18 protein-coding genes are annotated in these 13,309 nt (G+C 72.2%); 8 read left to right on the forward strand and 10 right to left on the reverse strand.

Annotated elements, in window-relative coordinates; translation table 11 throughout:
* Positions 1–64 precede the first annotated feature (64 nt).
* Together OJ997_RS04125 and OJ997_RS04130 are read left to right on the forward strand one after the other, a co-directional pair.
* The gene (locus OJ997_RS04125; protein WP_270023876.1) at positions 65–415 is read left to right on the forward strand and encodes an ArsR/SmtB family transcription factor; all 351 of its coding nucleotides are present in this window, start codon (positions 65–67) and stop codon (positions 413–415) included.
* A 10-nt stretch (positions 416–425) separates the two neighbouring features.
* Positions 426–923: an SRPBCC family protein gene (locus OJ997_RS04130; RefSeq protein ID WP_270023756.1), complete on the forward strand. Its 498-nt coding sequence runs from the start codon at positions 426–428 to the stop codon at positions 921–923.
* Here the strand turns inward: OJ997_RS04130 and OJ997_RS04135 are convergent.
* The 3 genes from OJ997_RS04135 to OJ997_RS04145 form a co-directional block, all read right to left on the reverse strand.
* Entirely contained in the window at positions 889–1,821 is a 933-nt protein-coding gene (locus OJ997_RS04135; RefSeq protein ID WP_270023757.1) for a VWA domain-containing protein, read from the reverse strand. The two genes, OJ997_RS04130 and OJ997_RS04135, sit on opposite strands and share 35 nt — an antisense overlap.
* Entirely contained in the window at positions 1,818–2,858 is a 1,041-nt protein-coding gene (locus OJ997_RS04140) for a DUF58 domain-containing protein (protein WP_270023759.1), read from the reverse strand. Before OJ997_RS04140 ends, OJ997_RS04135 begins: the two co-directional genes overlap by 4 nt.
* 119 nt (positions 2,859–2,977) lie before the next feature.
* A complete protein-coding gene (locus OJ997_RS04145) occupies positions 2,978–4,000 on the reverse strand; it encodes an AAA family ATPase (RefSeq protein ID WP_270023760.1) in 1,023 nt (340 codons plus the stop codon).
* An 84-nt stretch (positions 4,001–4,084) separates the two neighbouring features.
* Between OJ997_RS04145 and OJ997_RS04150 the strand changes: the two genes are divergently transcribed.
* A complete protein-coding gene (locus OJ997_RS04150) occupies positions 4,085–4,738 on the forward strand; it encodes a response regulator transcription factor (protein WP_270023761.1) in 654 nt (217 codons plus the stop codon).
* Positions 4,735–5,640: a sensor histidine kinase gene (locus tag OJ997_RS04155; RefSeq protein ID WP_270023762.1), complete on the forward strand. Its 906-nt coding sequence runs from the start codon at positions 4,735–4,737 to the stop codon at positions 5,638–5,640. The genes OJ997_RS04150 and OJ997_RS04155 overlap by 4 nt, the downstream gene beginning before the upstream one ends.
* Here OJ997_RS04155 and OJ997_RS04160 read toward each other — a convergent pair.
* The gene (locus OJ997_RS04160) at positions 5,637–7,076 is read right to left on the reverse strand and encodes an alkaline phosphatase PhoX (protein WP_270023764.1); all 1,440 of its coding nucleotides are present in this window, start codon (positions 7,074–7,076) and stop codon (positions 5,637–5,639) included. The two genes, OJ997_RS04155 and OJ997_RS04160, sit on opposite strands and share 4 nt — an antisense overlap.
* 136 nt (positions 7,077–7,212) lie before the next feature.
* On the opposite strand from OJ997_RS04160, the gene OJ997_RS04165 reads away from it, so the two are divergent.
* Complete coding sequence (locus OJ997_RS04165) at positions 7,213–7,422, forward strand: hypothetical protein (protein ID WP_270023766.1); 210 nt, start codon at positions 7,213–7,215, stop codon at positions 7,420–7,422.
* A gap of 3 nt (positions 7,423–7,425) precedes the next feature.
* Here OJ997_RS04165 and OJ997_RS04170 read toward each other — a convergent pair whose 3' ends face one another.
* Both OJ997_RS04170 and OJ997_RS04175 read right to left on the reverse strand, forming a co-directional pair.
* Positions 7,426–7,842 (reverse strand): GNAT family N-acetyltransferase, encoded by a 417-nt coding sequence (locus OJ997_RS04170; RefSeq protein WP_270023767.1) that lies wholly within the window; start codon positions 7,840–7,842, stop codon positions 7,426–7,428.
* An 8-nt stretch (positions 7,843–7,850) separates the two neighbouring features.
* The gene (locus OJ997_RS04175) at positions 7,851–8,279 is read right to left on the reverse strand and encodes an HIRAN domain-containing protein (RefSeq protein WP_270023768.1); all 429 of its coding nucleotides are present in this window, start codon (positions 8,277–8,279) and stop codon (positions 7,851–7,853) included.
* A gap of 17 nt (positions 8,280–8,296) precedes the next feature.
* Between OJ997_RS04175 and OJ997_RS04180 the strand changes: the two genes are divergently transcribed.
* The gene (locus OJ997_RS04180; RefSeq protein ID WP_270023769.1) at positions 8,297–8,479 is read left to right on the forward strand and encodes a hypothetical protein; all 183 of its coding nucleotides are present in this window, start codon (positions 8,297–8,299) and stop codon (positions 8,477–8,479) included.
* Between the two features lies 1 nt (position 8,480).
* On the opposite strand, the gene OJ997_RS04185 is transcribed toward OJ997_RS04180, so the two are convergent.
* The 3 genes from OJ997_RS04185 to OJ997_RS04195 all read right to left on the reverse strand — a co-directional run bounded on the left by OJ997_RS04185 (position 8,481) and on the right by OJ997_RS04195 (position 10,790).
* Positions 8,481–8,645, reverse strand: coding sequence for a hypothetical protein (locus tag OJ997_RS04185; RefSeq protein WP_270023770.1), 165 nt, complete (start codon positions 8,643–8,645; stop codon positions 8,481–8,483).
* A 103-nt stretch (positions 8,646–8,748) separates the two neighbouring features.
* Complete coding sequence (locus OJ997_RS04190) at positions 8,749–9,669, reverse strand: VWA domain-containing protein (RefSeq protein ID WP_270023771.1); 921 nt, start codon at positions 9,667–9,669, stop codon at positions 8,749–8,751.
* Entirely contained in the window at positions 9,666–10,790 is a 1,125-nt protein-coding gene (locus OJ997_RS04195; RefSeq protein WP_270023772.1) for a S1C family serine protease, read from the reverse strand. The genes OJ997_RS04190 and OJ997_RS04195 overlap by 4 nt, the downstream gene beginning before the upstream one ends.
* Positions 10,791–10,877: 87 nt before the next feature.
* On the opposite strand from OJ997_RS04195, the gene OJ997_RS04200 reads away from it, so the two are divergent.
* Both OJ997_RS04200 and OJ997_RS04205 read left to right on the forward strand, forming a co-directional pair.
* Positions 10,878–12,176, forward strand: coding sequence for a DPP IV N-terminal domain-containing protein (locus OJ997_RS04200; protein WP_270023773.1), 1,299 nt, complete (start codon positions 10,878–10,880; stop codon positions 12,174–12,176).
* Positions 12,177–12,190: 14 nt separating this feature from the next.
* Complete coding sequence (locus OJ997_RS04205; RefSeq protein WP_270023775.1) at positions 12,191–12,766, forward strand: DUF1707 SHOCT-like domain-containing protein; 576 nt, start codon at positions 12,191–12,193, stop codon at positions 12,764–12,766.
* Here OJ997_RS04205 and idi read toward each other — a convergent pair.
* Positions 12,747–13,265: an isopentenyl-diphosphate Delta-isomerase gene (gene idi, locus OJ997_RS04210; protein ID WP_270023776.1), complete on the reverse strand. Its 519-nt coding sequence runs from the start codon at positions 13,263–13,265 to the stop codon at positions 12,747–12,749. The genes OJ997_RS04205 and idi overlap by 20 nt on opposite strands.
* Between the last annotated feature and the right edge of the window lie 44 nt (positions 13,266–13,309).

Consider the following 13,309-nt stretch of genomic DNA (forward strand, 5'->3'; position numbering starts at 1 on the left):
GGATGAACCCCGGTTCCTCCGATCGGCCCTTGACATATACCGATATGGGTATATGTTGTTCGTCGTGGCACGAGCAGCGACGACAGCGGATGTGTTCAACGCGGTGGCCGAGCCGCGGCGGCGCGAGATCCTCGATCTGCTGATGGAGGGCGAGCGCCCGGTGAACGACATCGTCGCCCGGCTCGAGCTCGGCCAGCCACAGGTCTCAAAGCACCTGAAGGTCCTCCGAGAGGTGGGTCTGGTGGACGCACGTGATCAGGGCCGGATGCGGGTCTACCGCCTCAACGGCCACGGGCTCAAGCCCATCCACGACTGGGTCTCGAACTACGAGCGCACCTGGAGCGAGCGGTTCGACGCCCTGGACGCGGTCCTGGAAGAACTACAAGACAAGGAGGCTCGCGATGACGAGTCGTAGCGGTTCAGCCGTGTTGACCCTGCCCACGGACACGGAGATCGTGATGACGCGGGAGTTCGACGCGCCGCCGGAGCTCGTCTGGAAGGCGTGGACGACGCCCGAGCTGGTCTCGCGCTGGTGGCCCGGCAAGCGGGGCACGATGAAGCGCTGCGAGATCGACCTGCGCGTCGGCGGCGCGTGGCGCTACGTGATGGAAGCCGGCGAGGGCGGCTTCGAGGTCGCTTTCCACGGCGAGTACCAGGAGATCGACGAGGCCGTCCGGCTCGTCAACACCGAGGTGTACGAGGGAGCGCCGCCCGAGGCGGGGGCGGCGCTCAACACGAACGTCTTCGAGGCGCTCGAGGGCGGTCGGACGCGGCTGACGATGACCACGAGCGTGGACTCCAAGGAGATCCGCGACATGATCATCGGGACCGGCATGGAGTCCGGCGCTCAGGAAGGCCTGGACATCATCGACGAGCTCGTCGCCGAGCTCACGGCAGCCGACCCCGCCAACGCAACGACGTGAACGCCGCGCCCGCCAGGGCGAGCAGGCCGAATGCGGCGAAGCCGGCGCTGACCTCCCGCTTCTCCTGCTTGGTGCCGATGCGCGAGCCGAGCGTCTCGTAGACCTCGTCGAGCGCGTCGGCGTCCTCGGCGGTGAACGCGCGGCCCCCCGAGATGTCCGCCACCTGCTGGAGCGCCTCGGGGTCCGGTGGGACGGACAGCGTCTGACCCATCGTCTCGATCACGCCCTCGGCGGTGCCGAGCGCGACGGTGTAGATCGGCACGTTGGCCGCGCGCGCCTGTTCGGCGACGGAGGCCGGGTCCTGCCCGTTCTTGCTCGCGCCGTCCGAGAGCAGCACGATCGCGGACGGCGGCTTGTCTTTACCGGTCTCCAGCGCCTGGAGCGCCGAGGCCAGGGCGTCGCCGGTCGCGGTCCCGCCCTCGGCCTGCAGGCCGTCGAGCGTGGACAGCACGGTCGTGCGGTCCTGCGTGGGCCGGATGACGGTGTGCGCGCTGTCGGCGAACGCCACCAGGCCGACCTGCAGCTGCTCCGGCACGTTCTCGAGGAAGCGGTCCGCGGCCTGCTTGGCGGCGGTGAGCCGGTTGGGGGCGACGTCGGTGGCGTTCATCGACCCGGACGTGTCGGTGACGAGCATGACGCTCGCGCGCTCGACCGGCACCGCGACGGTCGCCTCCGGCCGCGCGAGCGCGACCGCCATCCCGGCCAGCGCGAGCATCAGCAGCGCGGGCGGGAGGACCTTGCGCAGCCGACCGTGCTTCGGTGCGATCGCGGCGAGCGTCGCCGTCGCCGGGAAGCGGACGACGTACTTCGACGGCCGCCGGCGGGCGAGCAGCAGCGCGATGATCGCGAGCGGCACGACCGTGAGGCCGAGCAGGAACAGTGGGGCTTGAAAGCTCATCTAAGGGTCCTTCCGAGCGCGCGCAGCCAGTCTTGATCCGTGCCGACCTCCACGTGCCGCGCGCGGGCGGAGCGCAGGGCGGACTTGAGCTGGTCGCGGCGCGCGAGCTCCGCGGCGGCGAACCGGCGCCGCAGCTCCGGGCTGGACGAGTCGGCCTCGACGCGCGCGCCCGTCTCGGGGTCGACCAGCGTGAGGTGGCCGACGTCCGGCAGCTCGTGCTCGCGCGGGTCGAAGACCTCGACGGCGAGCACGTCGTGCCGGGCGCCGAGAGCCGCGAGCGCACGCGTCCATTCGGGACGCTCGGCGGCGCCGCCACGACCGCCGAACCCGCGGCTCCCGCCGCCCGGCACATTGGTGGCGCCGCCGGCCCAGGCGCCGTCGCGCGACTCGCCGGCCGGCCACGCGACGCCGCCGCGCGGGACGCTCCCCGGCCGCACGTCCCCGGCGCGCGGCTCGCGTCCCGCGGCGGCGGCGCCGGGCCCTTCGCGGAAGTCGCTCACGACCACCACGAGGCTGTGTCCCCGCGCGAGGCGGTTGATGCGGCGCATGCCCTGGGCGAGCGCGTCCTCCGGCGCGTGGCCGTCGCTGGCCACGCCCTTGCCGAGTGCGCGGCGCAGGTGCACGAGCGCGGAGCGGCCGGCGCTCGGTGGCAGCTGCTGCGGCTCGGGCGCGCCGCACGTGAGCAGGCCGATGCGGCCCGCGCGGCGCACGGCCAGCCGGCCGATCACCAGCGCGACGCCCTCGGCGACGTCGGACTTCAGGCGCTCGGCGGTACCGAAGGCCATGGACGCGGAGGTGTCGACGAGCAGCCACGTGGTGAGCGTGCGCTCGGGCACGTGGTCGCGGACGTGGGGGACGCCGGTGCGCGCGCTGGCGGCGGCGTCGAGCTTGCGCACGTCGTCACCGACCTGGTAGGGCCGGATCTGCGCGAGCTCGGTCCCCAGTCCCAGCCCGGCCGCGCGGCGCTCACCCGGGAGCGCACCGGCCGCGCGATCGGCGAGGACGAGGTCGAGGGCCTCGACCAGCGCCGTCTGCATCGGGCCGGGTCCCTGAGACCCGGCCGGGGTGGCGACGTATGACTCGCGCTGCGCGCTCGCATACTTCGGCGGCAACTCGCCAGAGGCTCGTTCCCGCGCGTGGGCGCTCGACGGGCGTGTCACGCCGCGATCCGCTCCGTGGTCTGCGCGGCCTTCACGCCGCCGACGCGGTCCAGGACGCGGTCGAGCAGGTCGTCGGCCTTCACGCCGTCGCCGAGCGCGTCGTACGTGAGCACGAGGCGGTGGCGCAGCACGTCCGCGGCGAGGTCGGCGACGTCCTCGGCGACCACGTGGTTGCGGCCGCGCAGCAGCGCGAGCGCCTGAGCGGCCTGGACGGCGCCGATCGGACCACGCGGCGAGGCGCCGAACTCGATCAGGCCCTCCAGCTCGTGCAGGCCGTACTTGCCGGGGTGGCGCGTGGCGTCGCCGAGCGCGACGGCGTAGGCGATCACGTCGCGGTCCACGTACACGCGACGGGACAGCTCCTGGTAGCGCTGCAGGTCCTCGGTTGAGAGCTTCTCGCGGACCTGGGCGGGCGGCGAGATCGCGCGGCCGACGACCGCGGCCTCCTCGCCGACGGTCGGGTAGTCGACGAGCAGCTTGAACAGGAAGCGGTCGACCTGGGCCTCGGGCAGCGGGTACGTGCCCTCGTTCTCGATCGGGTTCTGGGTGGCCATGACCAGGAACGGCTTCGGCAGCGGGTAGGTCTCGCCCGCGATCGTCACCTGGCGCTCCTGCATGACCTCGAGCAGCGCGCTCTGCACCTTGGCGGGCGCGCGGTTGATCTCGTCGGCGAGCAGGAAGTTGCCGAACACCGGGCCGAGCTCGGTGTCGAAGCGGCCCGTGTCGGGGCGGTAGATGCGCGTGCCGACGAGGTCGGACGGCACCAGGTCCGGCGTGAACTGCACGCGCTTGAAGGAGCCGCCGAGCACGTCGGACAGCGTCTTGATCGTCAGCGTCTTGGCGAGGCCGGGGACGCCTTCGAGCAGCACGTGGCCGCCGGCGAGGAGCGCGACGAGCAGGCGCTCGAGCATCGCGTCCTGACCGACGATCACGCGCTTGAGCTCGTACAGCGCGCTCTCGAGGCCCGCCCGCGGGTCGTCGTGCTCGATCCGCGCGGTGTTCTCGTCGTATTCGTGCATGGAGTCGACTCTGGCGAGCGGTTCGTCAGATCCCCATAAGCGCCGTTGAGCGCGTCTTGAGTTACCGAACCTACCTTGACGGTCATGCGAATCCTGGTCGCCGAGGACCATCCCCGGATCGCCTCCGCCGTCGCGCGTGGCCTGCGCCGCGAAGGCATGGCGGTCGACGTCGCCGAGGACGGCGCCGCCGCGCTGTACAAAGCGCGGATCAACCCGTACGACGTCGTGGTCCTCGACCGCGATCTGCCCGAGCTGCACGGTGACGACGTGTGCCGCGCGTTGACGGCCGAGCAGCCGCGCACGAAGGTGCTGATGCTGACGGCGGCGCGCTCCACCGACGACCTGGTGGAAGGGCTGGCGCTGGGTGCCGACGACTACCTGTCGAAGCCGTTCCGCTTCGCCGAGCTGGTCGCGCGCCTGCGCGCGCTGGGCCGGCGGACCGGCGAGGCGCGCCCGGCCGTGCTGAGCGCGGGCGACGTCGTGCTGGACCCGTCCCGGCGCGAGGCCACGCGCGGTGGCCGCGACCTCGAGCTCACGCCGAAGGAGTTCGCGGTGCTGGAGGCGCTGCTGGAGGCGCAGGGCGCGGTCGTCACGCCCGAGACGCTGCTCGAGCGCGCGTGGGACGAGATGCTCGACCCGCTTTCGAACACCGTCCGCATGACCGTGATGGGCCTGCGCCGCAAGCTCGGCGAGCCCGTCCTGATCGAGACCGTGCGAGGAGCGGGCTACCGAATTTGATCGCCAACCTGCGTGTCCGGCTGACCGTCATCTACGGCGGCATCTTCGTCGTCTTCGTGGCGGTGCTGCTCGGCGTCTCCTACTGGCTGATGGGACGTCACCTGCACCGCACCCTCGGCGAAGCCGCGGCGGACGCGTCGCAGGCGCAGCTCGGCATGCAGTACCTGCTCTTCCTGGCCGGCGCGTCGCTCGTCGCGGGCGCGTTGGGCTGGTGGCTGGCGGGGCGCGAGCTGCGCTCGATGCAGTCGGCCTTCGACGCGCGTGAGCGCTTCGTCGCCAACGCCTCGCACGAGCTCCGTTCGCCGCTGACCGTGATCCGCACCGAGGCCGACGTCGCGATGGCCAACCCGGACGCCGACGTCGCCGAGTTCCGGGCGATGGGCACGGAGATCGTCGCCGCCGTGGAGGACATGGACGCGCTGCTGGACGGCCTGATGGTGCTGGCGCGCTCCGGTCACGGCCTGGCCTCGGTCGAGTCGGTTGACCTGGCGGCCGCCGCGCGCGCCGCGGCGACACGGGTGCGGCCCGGCGGCGTCCACGTCCGGCTCGACCTCGAGCCCGCCGGCGTCCGGGGCGAACGGCGGCTGCTCGAGCGCCTCGCCGCGAACCTGATCGAGAACGGCGTCCGCTACAACGCGCCGGGTGGCTTCGTGTCAGTGACGACGCGCGCGTCCGGTGAGGGCGCGGTGCTGGACGTCGTGAACTCGGGGCCGGTCGTCTCCTCCGACGTCGCCGCGCGGCTGATCGAGCCGTTCGAGCGCGGTGGACGCACGGGCCAGCAAGGTGCCGGTCTGGGGTTGTCGATCGTGCGCAGCGTGGCCGAGGCGCACGGCGGACGGCTCGCCCTCATGCCGCGCGACGAGGGCGGTCTGTCCGTCCGCGTGTCACTCCCTGCGGCTTAGAGCCAGCCCTTCTCCCACGGGCCGGTGATCGCGAACGTCTTGCCCGGATACTGCAGATGCACGAACAGCCACTTGCCGTCGGGCGAGTAGCACGCGCCGGACCACTCCGACCGGCCGATCGAGCCGGGCTTGATCTCGTCGTCCCACTGGTGCAGGTCGAGCGGCGTGTCGTTGCGGGCGAACGTCTCGAGCGTGCCCTTCGGCGTGAGCACCCGCAGCGAGTTCGTGCCGCCGTTGACGTCCTCGCCGTCCCCGTCTTCGCAGACCACCACGCCGCCGCGAGGTGACATGGTGAGCCCGTCGGGCTGGTCGAGCACCTTGCCCGAGCGCGACTCGTAGAGCAGCGTCAGCTTGCCCTTCTTGGTCCCGGACGGCGTGTAGCGCCAGATCTGGCCCTTCTCCTTCTCGCCCGCCTCGCTGGCGACGAAGTAGACGCTGCCGCCGGAGAACGTCGCCCCTTCGAGGCCGACGAAGCGGGCGGCGCCGAGCGCACGTCCCTGCTGATAGACCGCGTCCGGGTGGCGCTCGGCGTCGGTCGGGTCGGGGTCCTTGATCGGCACCCACTCGCACTGCAGCGTCGGTCCGACCTTCTGGCCCGTCGCGGTGTCGTACTTCGACCGGCCGCGGACGGCGAGCATCTCGAGCCTGCCGCCCTGAGCGAGCTTGCCGCTGACCTTCGGGATGAAGCGGTAGAAGCCGTCACCGGGGTCGCCGTTGTCCTCGGTCATGTAGACGACGCCGGTCCGCGGGTCGACCACGCACGCCTCGTGGCAGAAGCGCCCCATCGCTTTGAGCGGCTTGGGCTCGATCGGCGTCGTCGCCGTCAGCGGGACCTCGAAGACGTAGCCGTGCGGCTTCTCGAACCCCTCCGCCTTGCCGACGGTCGACTCCTCGCCTGAGAGCCAGCTGCCCCACGGCGTCTGGCCGCCGTTGCAGTTGTTGTCGGTGCCGTTGAGGATGAGGCTCGAGCCGAGCAGCTGACCGGTCACGGGGTCCCACAACGAGGTCGTCACGCCGCCCTGCGCCACCCGGTCATAGGCGCGGGAGGGGCCGAGGGCCTTGCCCGGGTCGTAGCCCTCCTGGTTGCGGATCAACGCGAGCCGACCGTTGCCCGCGTCGGCCACCGTGCTCCCGTCATGGAAGTTCGGAGTCGGCAGCCCGTCGCTCATCGGCGTGCCGGCGACGCCGAAGCTGAACACCGTGAAGCCCGCGGGCAGCGCGAACTCGCCCGTGCCCGGCGTCAACGGGCCGTAGCCCGGCTTGTCGGCGGCACGGCGCGCGACTTCGCGCATCGTCTCCGCCTGTGCGCCCGGCGCGCCGGTCGCGGCGAGCACCTGCGCGCCGACGGAGGCGCCGGCGACGAACGCCGCGCCGCGGCGCAGCGCCTCGCGGCGGGTGACGTGCTGCTCCTGCGCGGGAAGGTTGACCCTGGCCATCCGCCGACGCTACGCCCGCGCGTGGAGCGCGGGCGTTACCGGATCGTGACCCGGCCGCTGGTGCGCCAAGCGGATATCGCGGACGTATCGAAAACCGCATACGCGTCGGCAACGTCGGGGCGCGTTGACTTGGGGCATGACCTTCAAGACACGCGTCGCCGGCTCATTGGTCGTCATCGTGGCGTTCGGCGCCGTCAGCAGCCCGCAGTCACACGCGTCCGCACCCGCGCCCTCGCCACCTCGGGCGTCCGAGGGCAAGGCGAAGGCGCCCGGGACCGTGCCGCGGACCGGGCCGGCGAAGCAGCGCGGGCGCCGGGGCGCGCCGGGGACGTTGCCGCGGCGCTGACGCTCAGGCCTGGAGCGCCAGGAACACGAGCTCGTGCCCCGGCGCGGGCTCGCGGCGGGTCTCGACGAAGCCGTGCTTCCCGTACAGGCGCAGGTTCCCGGCGCTCCGGTCGCCCGTGAACAGCCAGGTGCCGCCGGCCTCGATCGCGGCGCCCAGCAACGCGGTGCCGAGCCCGGCGCCCTGCTTGTCCGGCACGACGCACAGGCGCGCGACCTCGCCGGTCGGCATCACCCGCACCGCTCCGAGCAGCCGACCGTCCTCGCGCTGCCCGAGGACCGTGACGTCGTCCCTCGCCAACACGGCACGCACTTCGTCGAGCGTCTCGTGCAGCGGCGGCAGGAACTGCTCGTAGACCATCGACTCGCCCACGTAGGCTGCGCGCTGCACGGTCAGCAGCTCGCCCGCGTCGTCAACGGTCAACCGCGCGATCATCGAACGCGGAGTTCTACCGGCTCCCGGGACAGCAGCATCGTCACGCCGTCGCGCGGGTCGCGCGGCGAGCGGCGCCGCTCACGCAGGACCAGCGCGCTCCACCCGACGACGTCGAGCGTGAACTCGCGCGGCACGTAGCCGAGCGGCGTGCCGTCGGCCAGGTCGACGGCGAGCGCGGACGGGTCGTGCGGGTTCTCGGGCTCGGCGCGCAGCGTCAACGCACACCCCGGTGCGGCCAGGTCGGACGCGAGCGCCTCCGGCCGGTGGAACGCGCCGGCGACGTGGGTGACCTTCAGCCCGTCGGGCAGCTCGCCGCGGCTCAGGAAGCGACCGTCCGCGTCGACCAGTTGGAAGCCCGCGACCCAGACCTCGCCACCGTCATCCGGATACCAGTACTGCTCCTGGCGCTCGACTTCGACGATCACTGGGTAGGGATGCTGCCATGGAGCTGCACAAGACTGTCGGGCATGCGGGGTTGAGCGGGTGGCGGGAGAAGGTCGCGGACGTCGTCGCGCCGCGCGTCCCGATCAAGGACGAGAACGCCCGCGCGCTCATCGGCGGCGCGTTCTTCCTGCTGTCCGTCTACTACGTGATCGCGACGATCGTCAAAGCCGCGAAGGACTGACTCACACCTGGCCACCGGGGGTGCGGTCGCGCTCCCGGTCGCGGTGCTCATAGCGGTCGCAGTCCCAGGCGGGGCGCTGCTGCTTCTCGAGCACCAGCTCGGGCGTGGGCGCGGAGGGCGTGGGCGTGGCGGCGGCGATGGCCAGCGTGCGATCCACGCTGGTCATGCCGTGCAGGGATGCGCCGAGGAAACCCACCCCGGCGACGAGCGTTGCGGCAAATCCGGCTCGGCGCATGCCCACAGTCAAGCTCCAGTTGCTGAACGCAACCTCAAAGGAGTCGACGAAACCACCTAAGAGAGAGCCCGCTGCCGAGCAGCAGCAGGAGTACGGCACCGCCCGCGAACGCGCTGGTGACCTCGCGCTGCTCGTGCTTGGTGGCGACCTCGGACCCGAGCTTCTCGTAGACGGAGCTCAGCGCGCCCGCCTGGTCGGCGGTGAACGCCTCGCCGCCGCTCCGCTCCGCGATCTCCCGCAGCGTGGTGACGTCCGGCGGAACCGCGTCGCCGTTCGGCAGCGTGCCCGAAGCCGTGCCCAGCGCGACGGTGTAGATCGGGATCTTCAGCCGCTTGGCCTCGTCGGCGACCGGCAGCGGGTCGGTCCCGTGCGTCGCCTTGCCGTCGGAGAGCAGCACGATCGCGCCCGGCGCCTTCTGGGAGCGGATCATCGCGAGCGAGGTCGAGAGCGCGTCGCCGGTCGCGGTGCCGCCGCTCGGCGTCATCGCGGCCTCCAAAGCGCTGCGCAGCTCGTCCCGATCCGTCGTGGGGGAGGACACGGCCTGCGCACGGTTGTTGAAGACGACGCCGCCGACCCGCACCTTCTCGGGCACCTTGTCGAGGAACGCCTCGCCGGCGTCCTTCGCCGCGTCGAGCCGCGACGGCGCGACGTCCGTGGCCATCATCGACCCGGAGTGGTCCATGGCGAGCACGATCGTCGCCTGCTCGGCCGGCACCGCCACGCTCACCTGCGGACGGGCCAGCGCGGCGATGAGCGCCGCGGTCGCGAGCCCAGCCAGACCGAGCGGAAGGTGCCGGCGCCAGCCGGGCGCGCGCGGGACGGCCGAGACCGCCACACGGGGGGAGGCGAACGCCGCCGCCGCGCGCCGGCGACGACGTTCGGTGAACACGTACGCCACGCTCAGCAGCGGGATCAGCACCAGGCCGACCAGCAGCCACGGGGACTGGAAGCTCACGGCCGCGTCCCGAGCTCGACCTGGATCGTCTGCTGGGCGCCGCCGCGCGTGATCTCGACCGCGACCTGCTGACCGGGACGGCGATCCTGGATCGCGGCCGCGACGTCGTCGGAGTCGCCGACGTCGTCACCCGCGACGGAGCGGATCACGTCACCGACGCGCAGGCCGGCCGCCTCAGCGGGGCCTCCGCTCGAAACCGAGGCGACCGTGACGCCGCTCGCGCCTCCACTCGTGGAGACACCGAGGTACGCACGCTTGATCGTCTCGCCGCGCTCGAGCCGGGGGATCACGTCGCGGACCGTGTTCGACGGCACCGCGAAGCCGATCCCGACGCTCCCGCCCGACTGCGACGCGATCTGCGAGTTGACGCCGATCACGCGCCCCTTGGCGTCGAGCAGCGGACCGCCCGAGTTGCCGGGGTTGATCGGCGCGTCGGTCTGGATGACCGAGTCGATCTGGAAGCCGTCGGGCGCCTGGATGTGGCGCCCGGTGCCGGACACGATGCCGGCCGTCGTCGTCTGCGAGAGCCCGAACGGCGAGCCGATCGCGACCGCGAGCTGCCCCGTCTTGACGCCGGTCGAGTCGGCGAGCGACAGCGCCTTGAGCTGGCGGCCGGCGCTCACCGTCACGACCGCGAGGTCGGAGGAGCGGTCGACGCCGGTCACGCGCCCCGTCAACGTCTCGTCGTCGGCGAACTGCACCTGCACGGTGCTCGCGCTGCCGACCACGTGCGCGTTGGTGACGATCGTGCCGGACCCGTCGGTGACGAAGCCCGTCCCGGACCCGCTGCCGGTCGAGATCGACACGACGGCCTCACGCGCGGCCGTGTAGATCGCGGCCACGTCGCCTTCCTGCTTGGCGCCCACGAGCGCGGGCACGTTGGCGGCGGAGGCGGGCGAGTCGTCGTCGATCACGCCGAACGCGAACGCGCCCCCGCCCACCAGCACGGCGGACACGAGCCCACCCGCAACCGCCGCGCCGAAGTGGCCTCGCCGCCGCGAAGGCGCGGGAGGCGGAGGCGACGCGGCCGGCGGCGGGACCGGCGGCGCCTCCGGTTCATAGGCCCGCACACGACGCCCGTCAGTCGGGTCGCCATCGAGCCACAGCAGGGGATCGGTCATGTCCACCGAGCTTGGTGGGAGGTGCGTCAGATGAAGATAAGGGGACAGGCGGTTGAGTTCTCTTCACCATCGGCGTAGCGTCGCGTCATGACCCACGCGCACCGGGCGTGGCTCCTCGCCGGAGCCATCGGCCTCGCGAGCGCCGCACCCTCCGCCGCCGCGGAGCCGGTCAACGGGCGCCTCGTGTACACCTCCTTCGAGTCCAGCGCCGATCCCCTCGCGGGTGACCTCTGGACGATGAACGCCGACGGGACGGACAAGCAGCAGGCGGTCTTCGACCCTGCCTACGATGCCCAGCCGGACTGGTCGCCGGACGGAACCCGGATCGCGTTCCGCAATCGCCGCAACAGCCGCTTCGAGTCCGCCATCCTCGACTTCCGCGTGCGCGACGCCGCAGGACGTCCCGTGGTCACCGACATCCCGCACGCCGGCGACGGCACGCAGACCACGCAGCCCAGTTGGTTCCCGAACGGGCAGGGCCTGCTCTACCGCCGCACCACCACCGCTCCGCCCACGCGCTCGGACGTCTGGGCGATGAACCTGGACGGCACGAACCGCCGGCCCGTCGTGGTGCTGCCCGAGGACCAGTTCTATCCGAGCTTCTCGCCCGACATGCGGACCGTGCTGTTCTCGACGGTGAAGGGCGCGGACGCGCGCAACATCCAGGCGATGGACGTCGCCACCGGTGCGATCACGACGCTGTTCGATCACAGCCCGCGGAGCTACGACTCCGCTCCCGCCTGGTCGCCGGACGGCCGCCAGATCGCCTTCGAAAGCGACCTCGACGGCGACCGGGAGATCTACGTCATGAACGCCGACGGCTCGAACGTCCGCCAGCTCACCCACAACGGCAACTGGGAAGAAGGCCCCGCCTGGTCGCCCGACGGCACGCGCCTCGCGTTCACGCGCGCGCTCAGCAACACGGATTACAACGTCTGGACGATGGCGCCCGATGGCACCGACCAGCGCCAGCTCACCACCTACGCGGGCCGCGACGAGTCACCCGACTGGGGTCGAAACCCCGGACCCGGGACCGTCGGCGGCACCGTTCCCGCGACGCTCGCGCTGAGCCTCGACGGCGCCGCGAGCTTCGGCACGTTCACGCCCGGCCTCGACCGCGAGTACACCGTCAGCGCCCGCGCCACGGTCACCTCGACGGCGGGCTCGGCGACGCTGAGCGTCTCCGACCCCGGCCATCTGGAGAACGGGACCTACCACCTCCCGCAGGCGCTGCGCGTGGAGATGACGCCCGCGACCTGGACCGGGCCGGTGTCCAACACGACCGTCACGCTCACGTTCAGACAGGCCATCGCACGAACTGACGCGCTCCGGACCGGGACCTACACGAAGACGCTGACCTTCACGCTGACGACGACGGACCCGTAACTATCTTGGAGGCCGTGCCGGCCGACCGAATGCGCGCCTCAGACGCGGAACGCGAGCAGACCGTCGGGTTCCTTCGCGACGCCGTGGGTGAGGGGCGCCTGGACATGGACGAGTTCACCGAGCGCACGACCCAGGCGTACCTGGCCAAGACCCGCGGTGAGCTGCTCGTGCTGCTGGACGACATCCCGGCCGCCCAGCTCGCCGCTCCGCCGCCGCCCGCGCCGTCCCCGGACCGCGGGCTTCCACGGATCCCCGGACGCTTCGGGTTCAGCGCGCGTTGGGTCGCGCCGACCGACCGCCGGCGGGCCGCAACCGACCTGGAGGAGTTCGTCGCGCCGCTGATGCGGACGCACGGCTACGCGCTCGTGCACGGCGGCGAGGCGCTCAAGGTCTTCGCACGCGAGCGCCGACCGCTCTGGACCTACGTGGTCGCGGTCGTGTTCTTCCCGATCGGGTTGCTCGCGCTGCTGCACAAGGAGCGCGCGCAGATCGTGTTCGAGCTGCGGGAGCGCGGCGAGGAGACGCTGATCTCGGTGAGCGGCGATGCGCCGCTCGCGATCCGGCGCGGGCTCAGCGCGCTCGAGCGCTGACGATCTCCCAGGCGGGCGGGAACCATGCCGTGAACTCGGTCTCGCGGGCGCGGGCGATCCACTCGTCCAGCTCGGCGACCGGGACGAAGCGCCACTCGACGACCTCGTCCGGGTCGGGCGACGGGTCGACGGAGATCTCGCACACGAGCAGGTGGTCGAGCTCGTTCTCGACCAGGTCGGCGAGCTCGGCGCGGTAGCGGAGAATCCCGACCTCGCGCAGCTCGCCCGCTTCGATGCCGAGCTCCTCGCGGAAGCGGCGGGCGGCGGCGGCCTCGGTGGTCTCGCCCGGGCGGGGATGGCCGCAGGCGGAGTTCGTCCACAGGCCGGGGGAGTGGTACTTGCCGAGCGCGCGGCGCTGCAGCAGCAGCTCGCCCGCCGGGTTGAAGGCGAAGACCGAGAACGCGCGGTGCAGCTCACCGGTCTGGTGCACGGCGAGCTTCTCGCCGACCCCCAGCTCGCGGTCGTCCTCGTCGATCAGCACCACGCTCTCCTCAGGCACGAGCGAGACCCTAGCCGAGGCCCGAGGCGAAACCCCGGGCCTCG

It is taken from the genome of Solirubrobacter phytolaccae, from assembly GCF_027587195.1.
GTDB classification, from domain to species: domain Bacteria; phylum Actinomycetota; class Thermoleophilia; order Solirubrobacterales; family Solirubrobacteraceae; genus Solirubrobacter; species Solirubrobacter phytolaccae.